The organism is Mucilaginibacter humi, assembly GCF_013087555.1.
In genome coordinates, this window is the sequence record NZ_JABFCR010000066.1 from 1 (window position 1) to 18549 (window position 18549).

Annotated in this window: 23 protein-coding genes and 4 pseudogenes; 7 read left to right on the forward strand and 20 right to left on the reverse strand. The window is 43.3% G+C overall.

Features of this window, described 5'->3' with window-relative positions; genetic code table 11:
- Positions 1 to 424: 424 nt before the first annotated feature.
- The 4 genes and pseudogenes from HK413_RS12785 to HK413_RS20120 form a co-directional block, all read right to left on the reverse strand.
- Complete coding sequence (locus tag HK413_RS12785) at positions 425 to 1816, reverse strand: hypothetical protein (RefSeq protein ID WP_175270406.1); 1392 nt, start codon at positions 1814 to 1816, stop codon at positions 425 to 427.
- A gap of 32 nt (positions 1817 to 1848) precedes the next feature.
- Positions 1849 to 2261 (reverse strand): annotated as a pseudogene (locus HK413_RS12790) (DUF6600 domain-containing protein).
- 99 nt (positions 2262 to 2360) lie between these two features.
- Positions 2361 to 2852, reverse strand: coding sequence for a S41 family peptidase (locus HK413_RS12795; protein ID WP_175270408.1), 492 nt, complete (start codon positions 2850 to 2852; stop codon positions 2361 to 2363).
- A complete protein-coding gene (locus HK413_RS20120; RefSeq protein WP_175270409.1) occupies positions 2839 to 3555 on the reverse strand; it encodes a S41 family peptidase in 717 nt (238 codons plus the stop codon). The genes HK413_RS12795 and HK413_RS20120 overlap by 14 nt, the downstream gene beginning before the upstream one ends.
- Before the next feature lie 356 nt (positions 3556 to 3911).
- Here HK413_RS20120 and HK413_RS12805 point away from each other — a divergent pair.
- Positions 3912 to 4898: pseudogene (locus HK413_RS12805) on the forward strand (isopenicillin N synthase family dioxygenase).
- 45 nt (positions 4899 to 4943) lie between these two features.
- Here HK413_RS12805 and HK413_RS22380 read toward each other — a convergent pair.
- The 6 genes and pseudogenes from HK413_RS22380 to tilS all read right to left on the reverse strand — a co-directional run bounded on the left by HK413_RS22380 (position 4944) and on the right by tilS (position 8142).
- Positions 4944 to 6265 (reverse strand): annotated as a pseudogene (locus HK413_RS22380) (DUF3472 domain-containing protein).
- A gap of 77 nt (positions 6266 to 6342) precedes the next feature.
- Positions 6343 to 6696 (reverse strand): hypothetical protein, encoded by a 354-nt coding sequence (locus tag HK413_RS12815; RefSeq protein WP_317169586.1) that lies wholly within the window; start codon positions 6694 to 6696, stop codon positions 6343 to 6345.
- A gap of 110 nt (positions 6697 to 6806) precedes the next feature.
- Complete coding sequence (locus tag HK413_RS20125; protein ID WP_262886912.1) at positions 6807 to 6932, reverse strand: hypothetical protein; 126 nt, start codon at positions 6930 to 6932, stop codon at positions 6807 to 6809.
- On the reverse strand, positions 6920 to 7000 hold the full coding sequence (locus tag HK413_RS22385) for a hypothetical protein (protein ID WP_394353181.1): 81 nt from the start codon (positions 6998 to 7000) through the stop codon (positions 6920 to 6922). The genes HK413_RS20125 and HK413_RS22385 overlap by 13 nt, the downstream gene beginning before the upstream one ends.
- A 178-nt stretch (positions 7001 to 7178) precedes the next feature.
- The gene (locus tag HK413_RS12825) at positions 7179 to 7460 is read right to left on the reverse strand and encodes a hypothetical protein (protein ID WP_175270410.1); all 282 of its coding nucleotides are present in this window, start codon (positions 7458 to 7460) and stop codon (positions 7179 to 7181) included.
- A gap of 172 nt (positions 7461 to 7632) precedes the next feature.
- Positions 7633 to 8142, reverse strand: a complete 510-nt coding sequence (tilS, locus tag HK413_RS12835; protein WP_246230521.1) for a tRNA lysidine(34) synthetase TilS — start codon at positions 8140 to 8142, stop codon at positions 7633 to 7635.
- Between the two features lie 184 nt (positions 8143 to 8326).
- Between tilS and HK413_RS12840 the strand changes: the two genes are divergently transcribed.
- A complete protein-coding gene (locus HK413_RS12840; protein WP_317169587.1) occupies positions 8327 to 9229 on the forward strand; it encodes an OstA-like protein in 903 nt (300 codons plus the stop codon).
- 38 nt (positions 9230 to 9267) lie between these two features.
- Positions 9268 to 10791, forward strand: coding sequence for an LptA/OstA family protein (locus HK413_RS12845; RefSeq protein ID WP_175270412.1), 1524 nt, complete (start codon positions 9268 to 9270; stop codon positions 10789 to 10791).
- A 138-nt stretch (positions 10792 to 10929) separates the two neighbouring features.
- Here HK413_RS12845 and HK413_RS12850 read toward each other — a convergent pair.
- Both HK413_RS12850 and HK413_RS12855 read right to left on the reverse strand, forming a co-directional pair.
- Positions 10930 to 11522: pseudogene (locus tag HK413_RS12850) on the reverse strand (non-canonical purine NTP diphosphatase).
- Positions 11522 to 12136 (reverse strand): hypothetical protein, encoded by a 615-nt coding sequence (locus HK413_RS12855; protein ID WP_175270413.1) that lies wholly within the window; start codon positions 12134 to 12136, stop codon positions 11522 to 11524. The pseudogene HK413_RS12850 and the gene HK413_RS12855 overlap by 1 nt, the downstream one beginning before the upstream one ends.
- A gap of 175 nt (positions 12137 to 12311) precedes the next feature.
- On the opposite strand from HK413_RS12855, the gene HK413_RS18480 reads away from it, so the two are divergent.
- The 4 genes from HK413_RS18480 (at position 12312) to HK413_RS12865 (ending at position 14650) form a co-directional block, all read left to right on the forward strand.
- Positions 12312 to 12509: a hypothetical protein gene (locus HK413_RS18480; RefSeq protein WP_246230518.1), complete on the forward strand. Its 198-nt coding sequence runs from the start codon at positions 12312 to 12314 to the stop codon at positions 12507 to 12509.
- Between the two features lie 14 nt (positions 12510 to 12523).
- Positions 12524 to 12829 carry a hypothetical protein gene (locus HK413_RS18485; RefSeq protein ID WP_246230519.1) on the forward strand — a complete coding sequence of 102 codons (306 nt, stop codon included), beginning with the start codon at positions 12524 to 12526 and terminating at the stop codon, positions 12827 to 12829.
- Complete coding sequence (locus tag HK413_RS18490; protein ID WP_246230520.1) at positions 12784 to 13470, forward strand: peptidylprolyl isomerase; 687 nt, start codon at positions 12784 to 12786, stop codon at positions 13468 to 13470. Before HK413_RS18485 ends, HK413_RS18490 begins: the two co-directional genes overlap by 46 nt.
- A 217-nt stretch (positions 13471 to 13687) precedes the next feature.
- Complete coding sequence (locus HK413_RS12865; protein ID WP_175270414.1) at positions 13688 to 14650, forward strand: AAA family ATPase; 963 nt, start codon at positions 13688 to 13690, stop codon at positions 14648 to 14650.
- 151 nt (positions 14651 to 14801) lie between these two features.
- Here HK413_RS12865 and HK413_RS12870 read toward each other — a convergent pair whose 3' ends face one another.
- From HK413_RS12870 to HK413_RS12890, 8 genes are all read right to left on the reverse strand, one after another.
- Positions 14802 to 15182, reverse strand: coding sequence for a nuclear transport factor 2 family protein (locus tag HK413_RS12870; RefSeq protein ID WP_175270415.1), 381 nt, complete (start codon positions 15180 to 15182; stop codon positions 14802 to 14804).
- The gene (locus HK413_RS12875) at positions 15176 to 15532 is read right to left on the reverse strand and encodes a Cif family virulence factor (RefSeq protein WP_175270416.1); all 357 of its coding nucleotides are present in this window, start codon (positions 15530 to 15532) and stop codon (positions 15176 to 15178) included. Before HK413_RS12875 ends, HK413_RS12870 begins: the two co-directional genes overlap by 7 nt.
- Positions 15529 to 15663, reverse strand: a complete 135-nt coding sequence (locus HK413_RS20130) for a hypothetical protein (protein WP_262886913.1) — start codon at positions 15661 to 15663, stop codon at positions 15529 to 15531. The genes HK413_RS12875 and HK413_RS20130 overlap by 4 nt, the downstream gene beginning before the upstream one ends.
- Before the next feature lie 225 nt (positions 15664 to 15888).
- Positions 15889 to 16278: a DALR domain-containing protein gene (locus tag HK413_RS22390; RefSeq protein WP_394353178.1), complete on the reverse strand. Its 390-nt coding sequence runs from the start codon at positions 16276 to 16278 to the stop codon at positions 15889 to 15891.
- 16 nt (positions 16279 to 16294) lie between these two features.
- Positions 16295 to 16468: a hypothetical protein gene (locus HK413_RS22395; protein ID WP_394353179.1), complete on the reverse strand. Its 174-nt coding sequence runs from the start codon at positions 16466 to 16468 to the stop codon at positions 16295 to 16297.
- A 5-nt stretch (positions 16469 to 16473) separates the two neighbouring features.
- Entirely contained in the window at positions 16474 to 17211 is a 738-nt protein-coding gene (locus HK413_RS22400) for a class I tRNA ligase family protein (protein ID WP_394353180.1), read from the reverse strand.
- A gap of 114 nt (positions 17212 to 17325) precedes the next feature.
- Positions 17326 to 17613 (reverse strand): endonuclease/exonuclease/phosphatase family protein, encoded by a 288-nt coding sequence (locus tag HK413_RS12885; protein WP_175270417.1) that lies wholly within the window; start codon positions 17611 to 17613, stop codon positions 17326 to 17328.
- A complete protein-coding gene (locus HK413_RS12890; protein WP_175270418.1) occupies positions 17604 to 17837 on the reverse strand; it encodes an exonuclease/endonuclease/phosphatase family protein in 234 nt (77 codons plus the stop codon). The genes HK413_RS12885 and HK413_RS12890 overlap by 10 nt, the downstream gene beginning before the upstream one ends.
- Positions 17838 to 18549: the final 712 nt, after the last annotated feature.

Sequence of the window (18549 nt, forward strand, 5' to 3'; positions counted from 1 at the left end):
CCATTATTAGATTTGATTGATTGCTACAACAAACCCTAACATTATGTGCATTATTTGTAAGTGCTGACCCTTTACTACCAATGGATCAAAACCAGCGGTTAATAAAGATTTACCATAACAGGAAAGGCTGGTCCTCAGGGGATCAGCCTTTATTTAAGCTTTACAGCGTCGTACCGCTAAAACAGGCAAAAACATACTCCATATGTAGTGTTACCGGTACAAACTTATCCGGTAATATCTACAGTAAAAGATCTTTAATCGTTTGTTGTTGATCGGTTAAATGTGAGGGCCTGCATCCTGTTTACAGGGGCAGGTTTTTTTTTATGGAATAAGAATCGGGGTGCTACTTATTCCTAATTATCCTGCAAACAAAAGCCGCCCGGTAACCCGGAACGGCTTTGTACATTATATCCATTAAGCTTTATTAGTTAACCGGCCTTACCGGTGGCTCTGGTGGCCTGCGTTGTTGCCGTTGTGGTTGCTGCTGCTGCTGCTGTTGGGCGCGCTGCTCTTGCTGAGCTTGTTGCTGTTGTTGCCGGGCTGCCTGTTGCGCCTGCCTTTGCTGCTCGCGTTGTTGCGCTTGCTGCTGTTGCTGTGCTTGTTGCTGAGCTTGCCTTTGTTGTTCGCGTTGCGCGCGTTGTTGTTGCTCGGCCTGCTGTTGGGCCTGGCCGCGTTGTTGCGACTGCTGCTGTTGCAACGCTTGTTGCGCCGCCCGCCTTTGCTGCTCGCGCTGTGCTTGTTGCTGTTGGGCCGCCTGCTGTGCCTGTTGCTGAGCAGATTGTTGTTGTGCTTGCTGCTGCTGCGCACGTTGCGCCTGTTGTTGCTGGGCAGCCTGTTGTTGCGCCTGCTGCCTTTGCTGTTCGCGTAATTGGCGCTGTTGATCCCTTATGGCCATTTGCTGCTGTTGTAGCGGCGTCTGACCATTAATTGCAGGACCTTGCTGGGTTTGGCCTACACTTTGCAACTGCTGCTCGCGTTGATACTGCTGGCGCCGCTGCTCGCGCATAGTACGCCGCTCATCATTTAGCTGTTGTTGTTTTTGCTGCAGATCATTATTTGGCTGATTTGTCGCAGGGCGGTTATCATTGTCATTACGCCCGCCACCCCTGTTAAATACAGTCTGCTGGGCAGGTTGTGTTTGAGCAGGTGGTGTTTGTACCGGCTGTCCTGCGTTGGGCCTGTCCCGGATTCTGCCGCCACGGTTTGGTGTAAATACCGGCCTGTTATCAGGCTGATTTTGGGCAGGCTGCGTAACGGGTTGTCCATTTGGCCGGTTATTTTGTTGCTGGTCAGGCCTGCGAACCTGCTGATCAGGGCGGCGCCCCTGCTCATCATAATTTGGCCTGTTGTTTACGCGCACTACATTATTATTGTCGTTTGCGTTTCGGGCAACGTTGGCAAGTCGTGCTGCATTCTCATGATTAACCCGGCGCGCCACCGGGGCCGCGACGGGCAATACCTGGTTAGGGTTTTGTTGCTTGTAGGCATTGGCATCAACTACCCGTTGCGGGCGGGCGTCACCGGTGCGCCTAACCGCCGGCCTGAAAATGCTGACCGTATTATTTTGCACATTAATAGTACCCGGTCTTGAAGCATTATTTATACTGTAAACACGTGGACGCTGGTGTGTATAGCGCTGGATATCGATAGCCCTTGGCCCGGCAATATAACGGCGGCCACCGTTGTAATACGTGTTATTTATTACCGTTGTATTACGGATGATATTAACCACTCTTGTATGCGGCACATAATAATTATAAATATTAGGGCGATTGATATAAGCTTCGGGAGCGAACGCCCAATAGCTGTCAGGCACCCGGTAACTGCTGCCAAACGACAGGTCGATACTTATCCCGGTGTTAAAGGTGCCCAGCCATAATAACCGCCGCCATGGCGCCAGCTAACCAGGGCAGGGGCCCATTCATAACCGGGATCCATTCCCAGCCGTAATAATCATCATAGCGCCAGCGGCCGTAGTGGAAGGTTGCCCATCCCCGGGGATACTCAGATACCCAGGTATTACCATAGTCTGTTAATACCCAATGGCCCCGGGTTTGATAAGGCCTGAAATCTCCGGCAACATCCGGAATCCAAACATCGCCATATTGCGGGTCGCTAACCCAGGTACCGTAAGGTGCCAGCTCATCATAAAAGTCCTGCTCAGAAATATATTCATCCTGTGCCTTACTTATATGCGGGGCGGCTACTATCAGCAACAATGCCAACAGGCTAACACCCCATATTTTATTTAAGATTTTCATAGTAGTATGTTTAACAGGCTTACGCCTTTATTATATGGACATAACAAACTATAAAACGTTTAGTGTAGCAATTGTTTTTAAATAAGAAGGAGTGTTAGGTTATTGCGCTTTTTTATCCGCGGCAATAATAGTTGTTTTCAAAGCTTCAATAGTAGGATTGAGCCCTTGTGAAAAGTATTTTTCCTTATCTTCAGTAGTTATAACTATGTCAGGCGTTACACCGTAACCGTAATTATGATCTTTATCTACTGCATAAATCCACAAAAGCGGTATATGCAGTTCCAACCTTGTCACAGGTAAGGTTATAGTAGCGAATGCGCCGCCATCGCAGCCCATAGCACCGCCGCCGGTTTCTTCGCCTATAATTACACAATCGCTCTGACTTTTTACAGCCGCTGCAACTAATGCCGCTGCCGAATAAGTTCCGCCATCAACAAGCAGATAAACACTTCCTTCAAACCCACCACCTCTAAGCCATCGTATTTCATTATACGCTATTTGCCTGTTGAGGCTGCGACTGACCCTTTCCAGTTTGTCTATGGAGACTTCTCCTTTTTCTGTTTTCTCAGCCAAATGCTTAAAATCGTTCACTGCTACAAAAGTTTCTGGGCCAGGCCAAACTTGAAATCTTTTTCATAAAATATTGCATCAGATCACAAGCGACTAAGTGTTTACCACCGGTATTACCACGCAAATCAATAACCAGCTGTTTACTATTATGCTGTTTTATATCTTTAAATAGTTTAGCATGCAGCGCAAAATAATCTTTATACTCAAAATTGGGCACCCGTAATAAAGCCGTAGCTGGCATATCTGCAGGATAACTAACCTGCGGCAAATTATTACCGCCACGGCTGACTGTTTTGCCAGTTATGGCCTTAAATAATTTTGTTGTGATCGTACCCTTATGACTGTAGGTAATCAAAAATTGCGACTGATCGCCATGTAAAAGATTATATAAAGCATTAAAGGTGCGTTCTATCTTATAATCTTTAAAACTGGTACTATATCCATCACCTGATTCCAGATCCTGCATCTGCTTTAAGATATCGGTACCGCGTTGATTGTTGATCACCAGTATTTCGCTGCCGGGCTTTAGAAGGGAGTCTTTCGGCTGGATGGCATGGCTTACATATAGCCTGTTATTTTCTGTATAAATAACAAATGGCAATATCTTTCGAGTGCTGGCTTTGAGGTGCTGGGCAGTTTCTTTCGAAAAGGATAAATCAGTATGGCCTGAGCCTATTTTTGCAATGATGGATTGGAGAACTTCCCAATATTCCAACTCATTCATAGGATGGTCAAGCGTCGTTTCAGCTTGCTTAAAATAAAAGTCAACGGAATCTTTAGGTTGATATCTGTAGAGGCTTGGGTGCGCCTTTTGTAATGCCGTTTTGAAAAAAACAAAGTCTGTCTTTAATTGGTTAACAGGATAGTATTTATTGAAATTGCTTTTTAGGGTATCCCGGGCCCAACCAATGGAGGCCGCAGACAGAATTATTAAAAGCAGGTAAAGGCGTTTCATAAAGATGCCTAAATATAGAAAAGATACTTATTGCAACCAACCATTGTTTAAAGCGACAAACTTTAGCACTTTTATAGTAAACTGCTTTTATTTAAATATTTTTACACTTTATTTATCGATATACTATGAGCACAGAAATAAATATCCCACGCCTTGACCTGAATACCTATACACATGGTACCGAAGCAGAGCGCAAACAATTTTCGGACGATATTGGCAAGGCTTTTAACGAAACCGGTTTTGTTACTATTACCAACCACGGCTTAAGCAAAGAGTTGATTGACGAATTATATGCACAGGTTAAAGCTCTTTTTGCGTTGCCTGATAGTGTAAAATCAAGCTATGAGATACCTGAGCTTGCGGGACAGCGCGGCTATACCGGCAAAGGCAAAGAAACTGCCAAGGGCTTTAAAACCCCCGACCTGAAAGAGTTTTGGCAGATAGGCCAAACCGTTGAGGGTAATGATAAACTTAAAGCCGAATACCCGGAAAACCACGGTAGTAAAAGAGCTGCCCGGCTTTAACCCGACCACTTTAGAGATATACAAAAAACTGGAAAATATTGGCAAACAATTATTGCAGGCCATTGCAGTTTACTTAGGGCTTGACGAGCATTACTTTGATGACAAAGTAAATAACGGCAACTCGATATTACGTACGCTGCATTATTTCCCTATTGAGAACCCGGATGCTGTACCTGCCGACGCGGTACGTGCCGGCGCCCATGAGGATATTAACCTTATCACCCTACTGATAGGCGCCAGTGCCGATGGGCTGGAAGTGCTTACCCGTACCGGTAGCTGGTTCCCGGTAAAAGCGCATGGCGAAGATTTGGTAGTTAACGTAGGCGATATGTTGCAGCGTTTAACCAATAACAAGCTAAAATCAACCACCCACCGTGTGGTTAACCCACCGCGCGAACTGATGAAAAATTCGCGTTACTCGGTGCCGTTCTTTTTACACCCGGTGTCTGATATGGACCTGACCTCGTTACCGTCAACTGTTGATGCCGAGCATCCAAAATTATATAGCGATATCACTGCCGGCGAGTACCGGATGAGCGCCTGCGTGAGATTGGATTGAAAAATAATGGCAGTTGCTGTATTAAGTAGCAGCCAGTTAAAAAAGGAAACCCGCTAAGGTTTCCTTTTTTTTATTTAAGGCAATTTGTTAAAATCGATGTCAGGGTGTTTTTGGGTAGATTGTGTTTTTGTAAACGATGTTTTAAGTGGCACAAAATCATCAAAGAAACCGCAATTACGCAGGTAAAATTGCTCGCCTTGTACGCCACCGGCATAGTCTTTACGATAGTTTACCCCGGCAGTATTATCGCCGGTAAACAAGGCATCGTTTAGCGGATACCATTTACCTTCAATATCAACTATCCATTGGTTACCAAAAAGTACCTTGCGGGCTTTGTCGCCTTGGTTAGGATCAAAGTTCTCCAAAAACGAATGCGGGTCTTTTAGGTACGATCCTGATTGCGGGCGCTTAAAACTGGCCACCAAAATCCACTCGTCTGAATCTAACGGTTTAAAATAGGCAGTATAAATAGTTGTTTCGGCTGCGATATCGCCCTGCGCGTGCATTAAAAAGCAGTAGGTTTTGCCGGCCACCCAAGGGAAGGTTAAATAACTTTGCCCGCCCGCGCCTTCGCCGCCAAACTCGCCGCCATGCGTTCTTTCACCTTTTTTAACAGTTTTACCTTAAGGCTCTCTGGAATAGTTTTCGGATCATCTGTAGTATAAGGGCTCCATACCGAAAATAAAATGCGCCGGGTGTCGGCGTTGTTTACCTGCATCCCAAAATAACCGCCGGTAAACCCATCAGCCATAAAATACGAGCCAATAACGTCATTACCAACCGGTACGGTAACTTCATTATAGAACCATTCTGTCGTATTTTTTGCCGCTTCAGGTACGGCATAGTTCAGATGCACCGACGGTCCACGATGTCCCCAATAAAAGTAATTGTCCTTATTATTATTTACATAAGCCGCGCCATCCTTAAGGGCGGTGCCTATCAATATCATATCGTCAATATCGGCAAAAACACTTCCTGTTTTAGATAAGCCCCGTAGCTCTATTTTTAAGTAGCCCGGTTTATCGATATTTATTTCGCCAAAAAAAACTACGTTATATCCCGCAGCAGCTATTTTTTTAGTGAGCGTATGCCCGGCTGCCTTTACGCTTATGTTGCTTTCGCCGGTTGGTACGCTCATTTTAAAACCAATGTGCAGGCTACCCGCTTTTTCGGGGCGAACATAAACCGTTACAACATCTTCGCCATTAGTCCAGTTGCTAAGCCCATGCTCATTTATTACAGCTTTAGCCTGTGGGCCAACAAAGGCATTACCACCAAGCGGTACAACCACCGCGGCCGTATCCAGTCGGTTTTGCACGGCCAATGCATTAAAAACACAGCCCAGGCCAATTATAAGCGTAAGAGATATCCGGTTAATAAATTTGTTGATTGTCATGACTAAGGGACTGGGTTACAGCTTCCCGCCCATTTCGGCCTTTATGGCCCTTAAAAACTCATTAGGATGTTGTGAGCCTATAATGTAAACCAGGCCATCTCTATCGGTAAGATGTACCGCATCCCGGCCGGCCGCAAAAAAACGGATGGTGCCTTTGCTGTGCAGGTTATAAACCGGGTTGTTAACCGGTATTTACTATACGGGGCTACCTCAGCTTTTACAATGCTGTTTAGGTCTATTTTTACCGGGCGGCTTGTCCACAAACCATTTAGTATGATGCTTTTATTCTCAACCCCGGTTTTAAAATGCACCGGGAAACCCATAACTATAGAGATGACCAGGATAGCGAAACCTACAACGGCTAACAGATCGCCGTTCGAGTCGCCTACTGCTGTAAAAGTATAGGCAGCAAAACAAAATATAGCCAACACTAAACGGATAGACAGTGGAATAAACTCGCGTCCCGGTATTGCTTCTCTGTAAAGATTACTTTATCGCTCATTATTTAATTTGAGAATTTGAAAATGTGCCAATCTTCAAATTATTTTACTTTATACAATTCGAAGATAGTTACTTTTTTGGTGTTTTTGGTTACTTTATATCTGTCATCAAGTCTGGCACCACCTACCCATATAATTTCGCCGTTGCCATTTATCAACAGAGGCACTGGCTTTTTTGGTGAAGGGGTATTTTAAGGCTGATAAAAAAATCGCTTAGCTTCTTTTTTGTTTTCATCCCCAACGGCCGGAAACTATCGCTCTGCTGCCGGTACGGATGCTTAACGGATAGCTCAATTTATCCGCATCAACCGAAACAGCCAACGGGTTGTCTTTGATGATCAGCGGTGTATCATCGTGTAAAATAGTTAATTTATAGTCGCCATAATTAATGGTATGATCACCGGCGGTGATACTTACATCCGGTTGTTCTGCTTTATTTTGGGGGTGATAATTAAATTATCCCGGTCCACTATCAGTGTAAAACTATCCGACTCAAACACCCTGCCCGAATGTTTGTCTAATGCCGATATCAAGTCGTCAACAGCTGTTTCATTAAACCCAAAGCCCTGCAGTAATTTAAATAACAATAGCCTTTGAGGGTTCAAAACTTTAGCGGCATTAATTGCTATCAGCACATCCCCATCCCGATAGGAAAACAGTTGCGCCTTTAATTCGGTAATGCGTAATTCAAGCAAAGTTTCAGGTCGCGGAAGTGTTGCAGGTTGTTCTCGAATGTTTTCTCCAGGCCGGGGTTAAGTTTCTTTAGCATGGGTATAACCTCATGCCGTAACATATTACGTGCATATTTTACCGACGCGTTCGAACTATCTTCAACATAAGGATAACAATTATCAGTTACCAGTTTTTCTATTTCTGGCGGGATAAGAATAGCAAGGGCCTTACCAGCCAGCCGTTTTTTGGCAGGATACCATGCAGACCGGCAATACCGGTGCCGCGCACCAGGTTTAACAATATTGTTTCAATTGCATCGTTTTGGTGGTGCGCAAGCGCGATGGCAGTGTAGTTATGCTGCAGCCTTATTTGCTCAAACCATTGATACCTAAGGTCGCGCGCCGCCATCTGTATAGATATTTTGTTGGCTGTGGCATAGTTTTGGGTATCAAAGTTTATAGTATGAAAAGGCACCTTACATTGCTGGGCCAGTTGCTTACAAAATGCCTGGTCGGCATCGGCTTCATGGCCCCGCAATTGAAAATTACAGTGCGCAATAGCAAATTTATACCCCGATGATAGTAATAAATGAACCATCAATACAGAATCCATTCCACCGCTTACGGCCGCCAGCAACGTTCCGTTACGTTCAAACAGGCCGTTTTGGTCAATAAAATCGGTGAATTTTTTATCCGGGAGCATCATCAAAATTATTAATTTAATAACCCCAACAAAAAACTAATTTTGCAGTAGTGAATAAATACGTCTTAAGTTTATTGTTTTTATTGTCGGCGATGGCTGTTTTAGGTCAAAGCAAATCACGGGTTAATCTAATTAGCTCGTCGACCATGGAGATGGTGGCTGCGCCGGGGGTGGTAACCAGCGGATAATAAAAGTACATAACGGGGTGTTTAAACAAGACTATTCTACCTTAACATCAGACAGCGCCTATTTTTATCCCGATTTAAACCTGGTTGATGCCTTTAGCCATGTGGTAATAAACCAGGGCGACACGGTGCATATTTACTCGGACCTGTTACACTACGATGGTAACACCAAATTAGCCACATTAACCAACCATGTTATAATGGTTGATAAAGACGCCACCTTAACTACCGACAACTTTACCTACAACACCGCTACCCGTATAGGAACCTATATTGAGGGTGGCAAACTGGTAAATAAAGGCAATACGCTTGTAAGTAAAAACGGTTATTATTTTTCGTTCACCCGCGATGCTTATTTTAGGTACGATGTGGTTTGTACTACGCCTGATGCAGTTATAAAAACGGATACCATGCGTTACAATTCGGGTACCCGAATTACCTATTTTTATGGGCCAACCATTATAACCGGTAAGGATAAGGACGTTTTATATACAGAAAATGGTACTTACAACACCGTAACCGAGCAGGCCGCTTTTGGTAAGCGGAACTTATATATTAATAAAACAAAGTCATTACGGGGCGATAGTTTGTTTTATGATAGATTGAAAGGCTACGGCCGCGCGGTTAAGCATGTAACTTTTAATGATACCCAGGACAGGATGACCCTTAAGGGCGAGCTGGGGGTGTACCATAAATCGAACGAAGAGGCATGGGTGACAGATAATGCCTACATGATATTTGTAACCGAGGATAGTAGTGCCGTAAAAAAGCCAACAACAGATTCTGTTGCTAAAAAACTGCGTGCCGATTCTTTACTTAAAAACGCTAAGGCAGGCGCTATTGACAGCCTGACAAAAAAGCTACCGCTGCCAATGCCCTACCGGCAGATAAAAAACTTACCTTAAAAGGCATTACAGATTCTGTTACAAAAAAGCTGCCCGGTGTGGGGCAAGTTATCCCATCAAATAATAAAGCCATAAAAAGCACGGCCGACTCGATAGCAAAGAAACTTCCCGCTAAGGCTCCGGGTACTACTGCGCCCAAAAAGTCACCGGTTAAGGTTACGTCGCCACCAGTTAAAAAACCGGTTGTATCACCACCTGTTAATACAACTATGCCACAGGTTAAAGGCCCCAATACACAACCAATGGTTAAACGCACCCCACCACCGCCGCCAAGCGTTACGCCACAAATTGTATACAAGTTTGCTGATACCATTAGGAAAGAAGAAAAACCTAAACCGGGCATACGGTACGACTCACTGTTTTTTGCTGCGGATACTTTAAAAACCCGGGTAATGACCTACAAGGATTTTAAAATATTAAAGCAAAAACAGTATGACGCGACTCATATAGATACATCCATTAAAGCGGTTAAAAAGAAACCGTCTTTTATGTATAAAACTCCGCCTAAGTATATAGAGCACGAGCCAATCCCATTCCCAAAGGATACCACATTTATGCATCCTGATTATTTTGGTAAGCCAAAACCGCGCGCACCAAAACCGGCACCTAAGGTTGTGCCGAAACCGGTTGTGAAAGCTCCGGTTATTAAATTAAGCCCGCAGGATTCGCTTAAAGCTAAACACAAGGCTGATTCTATTGCTTTACGGATGCCGAAGCCCTTGACCGATACTTCGCATATAAGGATAGTTAGGGGATATAATCATGCCAAGCTGTTCAAGTCTGACTTGCAGGCTAAGGCCGACTCGATGTTTTATAGTACCAGCGATTCCACTATCCGCATGTATGTAAACCCGATGATCTGGACACAGGGCTCACAATTATCAGGCGATACCATTAACCTGCAGATGAAGAATAAAAAGCTGGATAACCCGGATATGTACCCTGCGGCGTTTATTGTCAACCTTGAAAAAAACGACTCGACCTTTTACAACCAGGCCGGAGGCAAAATGATGCACGGCACTTTCAAAAACAATAAGTTAAACGGGTTTGTAATTACCGGCAATGCCGAAACCATTTATTTTAAACGCGATAGTGTTAAAAATGTAGTGACCGATATGTCGCGCACGGTTAGCGGCAAAGCATTTTTTAATTTCGACAATGGCGAAATAAGTAACAACGGCTTTGTTGGGAAATACGAAGGCCACGGCATGCCATTAAACAAGGTAAAAGAGGAGGACAAAATATTGAAAGGCTTTATCTGGAAGCCAAAAGACAGGCCGGTATCAAAGGAAGCTATCTTATCGGGATATAATCAAAAACCGGTTGTGGTTAAAAAGCCTGCCGCCAAACCCGGCACTGCAACTAAGAAAGGGAGCAAACCGTTACCTGTAAAAGCGGGTGCTGCTAAATTAAGTAAGGATACTGTTAGCAATGAGCAGCCTGCTTTGAAAATGCAAAAGGATGGCGTAATTAATAAACCAACCAACCTTAAAGCGCCTAAAGACAGCGTAGTTAAAGATACGGTTACCCAGCAGCGGCGCTCGATAATTTTAAAGCCTTAATACTCTTATAGATTTGTCATTTCGAAACGTAGTGAGAAATCTTAAACGTGCGAAATATAGCAAGGTGTATAAGATTTTTTCGCTGGCGCTCAAGAGAGAAGTTCTCACTCGTTCCTCGTATCGAAATGACAAATTGAGTTACAGCGTATTTAAAAATGAGACAAGTTTTTCAACTGCTATAGCGCGGTGGCTTATGGCGTTCTTGTCTGCCATGGTCATTTCGGCAAAGGTTATGGTATAGCCATCGGGTTGAAAAATAGGATCATAGCCAAAACCGGCAGTACCGCTTATTTCTGTACGGATGGTTCCTTCAACCGCTCCCTCAAAAAATGTTCATCACCGTTCCATACTAATGATATTACTGTACGGAAACGCGCCTTGCGGTTTGTTACCCCTTGTAAATTCTGCAATACCTTTTCAATATTAGCCGCATGATTGCTGTGTTCGCCTGCATAGCGTGCCGAGTAAACACCGGGATCGCCATTTAAGGCATCTATTTCTAATCCGCTGTCATCGCCAAAGCAATTAACAGCATACTTATCATAAATATAATGGCTTTTTATCGATGCATTTTCCCTGAAGGTAATACCCGTTTCGGCAATATCATCCCGGCAGTTAATATCATTTAGGCTTAACAATTCTATGCGTTTATCATCCTCAGCCTGTCGAAGGATGGCAGACACTTCTTCCAGTTTATGAGCGTTGTTGGTGGCAAATACTAATTGCTGCATTATAAATTCTTCATTTGTTCCCAAAACACTTTTTTATTGTCGGTGCTGCTCATCATTTCATCAAAGCTAAAGCTGCGCAAAAACACACCGTTTTTCATTTTTTTATACTGATTAACCGGCGGCACACCCATACCGGCAGGCACGGCGGCTTCACCTAATATCAATAGCTTTTCGGGTTTAAAGTAAGCTACTATGTCGGTAACGGTTGTAATTGCAGCTTTAGCTAAGTTTAATATCGCCACGTCATCTATCTCATATGCCAGTCGCTTCAATATATTTTGCAACGCGGCAAGGTGGTCGGCGGCTATAAAGTTCTCGGTAGGGTAATGGGTTATTATTAAAAAACGTTTTTTATTACTACCCATATAATTAAACTGTACGGCAGGCGTTCCTGTAACAGTAACTTCCGGGGTATTTGGTAGAGTGGCAGCGGCGGTAGCGGCGGTCTCTGGTAGCGTAGCAGTGGCAGCAGCCGGTGCAGATGGTATTACCGCTGGCGCACTAATCTCAACAGGAGTTACAGGTGTTTGATTTATAGCCGCTTTATCACTTTGCAGCAGGTAGATATCATCCTCTAATATAAACCTTAATGCTGCCGGGTTCTCTGATCTCACTTTAACAAATTTTAACCAAAAATAGTTAAAGTGTTTGAAGCTTTATTGGCATATTCGCATTATTATAAATCTGCGGTTATTAAAACACCCTGGTTAGCAGTTATAATTAATAAATTTTACCGAAATTCGGGACGTTTTTGCGGACACAAATCCGCAGTATATTTAAATAGGATAAATGAGAAAGTTTGGGATAGTTGTTTTAAGTGTTGTTTTGTTTGCATCTGCCGCTAATGCGCAGCAGAAAATAGTATTAGATAAAATTGTAGCAGTAGTAGGCAATAGTGTTATATTAAAATCAGATATTGAATTATTAAATGCGCAGTATGTCATCCAAAATGTGCATCCTGATAAGTGCTTATTAGCCAGAGCTTAATAACACAAAAATTATTGGTACAACAAGCTGCTATTGATAGTATCGAAGTAAAATCAGACGAGGTTGATAACGAGGTTGACCGCCGTATGCGTGGTATGACCCAACGCGCCGGCGGACAGGAACGGTTGGAGCAGTTTTTGGGCCGGTCATTATTACAATATAAAGAAGAGATTCGCCCTGATGTACGAGAGATGATGGTTGCCGAAAAAATGAAGGCACATATCACCGAAAAACTGAATACCACCCCGCAGGATGTTAAAGATTTTTTAACCGGATGCCTAAGGACAGCCTGCCAACTTTCAATAAAGAAGTTGAAGTAGCCGAGATCGTTTTTGAGCCTAAATTAAGCAAGGAAGAAAAAGATGTTTATCGCCAGAAAGCGCAGGACCTGTTGGACAGGATTAAAAAAGGCGAAGATTTTGCCACGTTGGCTACCGCCTATTCGCAGGATCCCGGATCGGCACCACAGGGTGGTGATGTTGGTTTTGCCGATAGGAATACATTTGTTAAAGAATTTACAGGATGGGCATTCAGGCTAAAAGCAGGTGAATATTCGCCGGTGTTTGAGTCGCCCGACTATGGTTTTTTCTTCCTTCAGGTATTAGAGCGCCGCGGCGAGCAGGTACACGTGCGCCATATCCTGATCACGCCGCCAACAACGGCTGCAAGTTTGGAAAGAGCAAAAGGCAAAGCCGATACCGTATATAATTTGATAGATAAAAACCGCAAGGTTGATTTCTTTTCGAGCGCGGCATCATTCTACTCAGACAGTAAAGAAACCAAGTATAATGGCGGTATGATCATCAACCCGGAAGGCGAGACACGTACCACTTATATCCCTACCGATAAGCTTGACCCGCAGATAGCTTTGGTGGTTGATACCATGAAGGCCGGCGGCATATCAAAACCAGTATTATTCACAGATCGTACGGGCAAAAAAGCTACCGGATATTTTATTTAAAATCGGTTACTAATGCACATAAAGCTAATTTAGAGCAGGATTTCCCTAAATTAAAAGCATACGCTACTGATGATAAAATCAATCGCACCGTTAGCCAGTGGTTTGCTAAAAAAGGAAAGAAACTTATATAAAAATCGACCCGCAATATCAGGGGTGCGCGGTATTGAAAGATTGGGCCACACCAACAACAACTGCACAGGCTAAACCGTAAAAAATTATGCAACACAAGTCCGATGTAGAAGCAGCCGATGCTTTAAAACATGCTTATCAGCAAATACGTACAGAAATAAGTAATGTAATTGTTGGGCAGGATGAAGTTGTAAAGTTTGTGCTGATATCCATTTTCAGCAACGGACATTGTTTATTAGTTGGTGTACCGGGGCTGGCAAAAACCTTGCTGGTGCAAACGGTATCGCAGGTCCTTGACCTCGATTTTAACCGCATACAATTTACGCCCGACCTGATGCCTTCGGACATTATCGGGTCCGAAATACTGGGCGAGGACCGGAGTTTTAAGTTTATCCCCGGCCCTGTATTCTCCAATATTATTTTGGCTGACGAGATTAACCGCACACCGCCTAAAACGCAGGCTGCACTGTTAGAAGCAATGCAGGAAAAATCGGTTACTGCCGCAGGGGTTACGCATAAGTTAGCGAAACCATTTTTTGTATTAGCTACCCAAAACCCAATTGAGCAGGAAGGCACCTATCCGCTTCCTGAAGCGCAGCTGGATCGTTTTATGTTCAAAGTATCGCTGAACTATCCATCGTTTAAAGAAGAGCTTCAAATCGTTAAAAATACAACCAGTACTGCACAGCAAAGCGTAAGTAAAATATTAAATGCCGAGCAGATCATTTATTTCCAGCAATTGGTTAGAAATATCCCGGTTGCCGACAATGTATTGGAATACGCGGTAAAGCTGGTTGCAAAAACCCGCCCCGATGGCGAATTTGCTGCGCCTAACGTTAAACGTTTATTAAACTGGGGAGCCGGCCCACGCGCGTCGCAGTTCCTGATATTGGGTGCCAAGTGCCACGCGGTTATCAACGGAAAATACTCGCCGGATATTGAAGATGTGCAGGCCGTAGCCAAACCTATACTAAGCCACCGTATTGTACGCAGTTACCATGCAGAAGCCGAAGGATTGTCTACTGATGATATTATTGAGCAGTTATTTTAACCCTCATTGTCATCCTGAGCGATAGCGAAGGATCTTGTAAGCGCGATAAGTAAAACGTATAAGATTCTTCGCTATCGCTCAGAATGACAAAAAAATAAACAGAAAAGGCGAACCAAATGGTTCGCCTTTTCTGTTTATGATAATCTTCAAATCAATTTTCTATCGCCGAAAATACTTCCAGCAGGACATTCCATTTATGGGTAGCATCAAGCTCCCAGATTCGTACATAGTTAAAGTTGCTAACGATATTGCCTTTTTTAATACGGGCACGGCCATAGGTATAAGCCAAATCATTACTGGTTGAACGGCCGCCGCTGATAGTTTCGGCTGATATGCTGATAGCTTCGTTGTTTAAAAACTTTAAGATCCTGTCACTACCGGTCATTGGCTGAAAACCGGGAAAATAATAACGACCCTCAGGGCTTAAAAACTCTTTATAAGCACCTAATGACGATATTGTTAAAGCCTGGTTCATTGATTTATCAGTAGCCAGTATAATGGTTTTACCATTAAACGGATCTTTATTTAACACCGGTTTTTAGTAGCATCGGGTTCTTTAAAATCGATTAGCGCATCTTTCTCAGCCTCGGGATGTTGAATTCCTAAGTCTATTAACAGCTTTAATTTACCGTCGCCATCAGTACGCCATACAGATACATAATCGCCATAAACTTTATCATCGTCACTTTTACCATTTTGGTATACATACGGGCCGGCCGTAAATGCCAAATCGCCGTTGTAGGAAATGCGGGCAATTTTTGGTGTCCAACTTAATGAACCGGCTTGCTTTTCAATGTTCGCATAAAAATCAGTGATCTTAACTGGCTTGGGTCTGAATACAATACCATCCGGATCGGCAACGGCTAAAAAGCCTTCTTTCATGCCTTTTTTGCTACTAATTTGTTAAAGCTTTCCTCGGCCTCTACTACTTTACTAACCTTGGCAGGCAATTGTGCTACAGCAATTGATGCTGAACAAATAAAACAGATGGCGGCCAGTATGTTTTTTTTCATTGTGTGTGATTTGTAGTTAATATAGTCCGCATATTTTGTACGGACTAATGTATCTGCTTTTAATTTTTATATTAACGTTAAAAACTGAATTAAATTTTACTCCAGTTTGTTCCTTCTTTACTATCCTTTAACTGGAAGCCTATTTTTGCAGGCCATCGCGTATTTTATCAGAGGTAGCATAATCCTGATTGGCTTTTGCCTGGTTACGCAAGGTAACTATCAGGTTCAAGACTTTGGGAGATCATCATTTGCGGCTTGCTCATCCTTTAATCCCAAAACATCAAACACAAAAGTGGCGATGATGTTTTTTAAAATTTCTAAATTATCAGCATCTACTTTCAGTTTACCATCGTGTACCGAATTAATAATGCGTGTGGCTTCAAACAATTCGGCTATTAAAACCGGGCTGTTAAAATCATCATTCATGGCATCATAGCAGCGTTGCTGTAAAGCCGCCATATCAACGTCCGAGGTTGCTGATGACTTCAATCCATCTAATAACCCAACCGCGTTCATCAATCGTTTAAAGCCCTTGTCCGACGCTTCCATGGCTTCGTTACCAAAATCAAGCGTACTGCGGTAATGCGCCTGCAGCATAAAGAAACGCACGGTCATTGGGCTGTACCCCGGTCTAATATAGAATGCTCTCCCGTAAAAGTTCATGCGGCAAAAAGCTGTTGCCTAATGATTTTGACATTTTTTGCCCGTTTACCGTAAGCATATTGGTATGAATCCAGTAAGTAGCGGGGTTTTTACCGCAGCTGGCCACATTTTGCGCAATTTCATTAGTATGATGCGTAGGCATCAAGTCTATACCGCCGCCATGAATATCAAACTGATCGCCCGGTACTTATGGCTCATGGCAGAACACTCTAAATGCCAGCCGGGGAAACCAACGCCCCACGGCGAGGGCCATTTCATCAAATGCTCGGGCTTCGCCTTTATCCATAAGGCAAAATCAAGCGGGCCGCGTTTATCGTTCTGCCCGCCTAATGTACGGGTATTTACCAGCAGGTCCTCCAAATTACGGCCGTTAAGTATGCCGTAGTCCTGAGTTTTATTATACTTTTCTACATCGAAATATATAGAGCCGTCAACCTCATAGGCATAGCCTTTTTCCAGTATCAGCTTTACCAGTTCAATCTGTTCACTAATATGGCCGGTAGCCGTAGGTTCAATACTTGGTGGTAGTGTGTTAAAAATGCGCATCACGTCATGAAACCCAACCGAGTATTTTTGCACGATCTCCATTGGCTCCAACTGTGCCAGCTTTGCTTTTTTAGAGATCTTATCTTCGCCCTCGTCACCGGCATCACCCTCTAAGTGGCCTGCATCGGTAATGTTACGCACATAGCGCACCTTGTAGCCAAGCAGCATCAAATACCTGAAAATCAAATCGAACGAGATATAGGTACGACAGTTGCCTAAATGTACATCACTATAAACAGTAGGACCGCATACATACATACCCACATGCGGGGCATTAAGCGGCTTAAATTCTTCTTTTTTGCGTGTTAATGTATTGTAAACAAATAAATTTTGTTTCATGGGGGCAAACTTACGATTTTTCAGTTTTAGTTAAGCGGTTAGATTAAGTTGATTGAGTTAATGGTTTTATTTTACACTGGTATAACTTAATCAACTATTTACACAATCAACCACTCACTTTAACATCAGGTCGGCAATTACCGGGTAATGGTCTGATAACTTTTTCTCGACAATAGTATAGCTCGCAACATTAAATTGCGGCGACACCATAATATAGTCTATCTGGTAATTCGGAAAATCACCGTTGTAGGTACGGCCAGGGCCAAAGCCTTTTTCGACAAAGGTGTTTTTGAGCCCTTTAGACATCTGGTTTACTGCGTAGGATGATGGCGTATCATTAAAATCGCCGGATATAATGTATGGATATGGACATTGTTTAGCATGTGCCCTTATTAAAGCCACCTGTTCGCTACGTTTAATAAATGCTCTTTTAATTTGCCGCCTAAGCGCTTGGTCGAGCTAAAATCGGGTTTGCCTTTTTGGGTTACCGTATCTATGTACTTATAGTCGGCCGGTTCAAACTGTATGGATTGAAGGTGTACGCTATAAACTCTGAAAATATGATCGTTTTGTTTGATATCGGCATATAAACATTGGTTCCCGCTATATAATGGCGATAGCTGCAAAAGCCCTTTTGCAATAATTGGAAATTTTGAAAAATAGCATTACCCAATTTTTCATCTTCGCTCCCACCAAAATTTTCAAAATAATAATTAGCAGAACCCATGATTTTTTTCATAGAATCAATTATTGCATACTGACCACGTTTGCGGCTATAAAACTCTTGTATGCCAATAACATCGGGTTGTTGATTACTTATAATACTTAGTATCTCGTTTTTGGTAGAGACACATAAAAAGGCTAAACATACCCACATGGGTAATGTGGCTCATAAAGAGCAAGCCCATTGCTCGACCAACGCTTAGGCAACAGGTAAAAGGCATTTGTATGGGGCACATGCTAAACAATGATCGCTATCATACGTTATATCGGCATTTGATGCGCCGTCGTCCTACGCGTAAACCAGGTGTCTAAGGCTCAAAAGCTGCCTTTGTCGAAAGGCTATTTGGTACTGGCGGTGTTTTCGAATTACCGAATGTATGGTGATAAGTTGCGGCTTCTCCTACGATCGGAAAAGTATCGAACCATTGCCCGGTGATGCCGACCTGGTGTGTGAGTTAGGTAAGTTATGCCAGTGTGAAATAAACCATTAACTCAATCGGCAATCAACGGCAACAAAGCTGATCATGAAATTTGCCCCCTGAAGAGCAAAATTTATTTACAATACATTAACACATAAAAAGGCTAAACATACCCACATGGGTAATGTGGCTCATA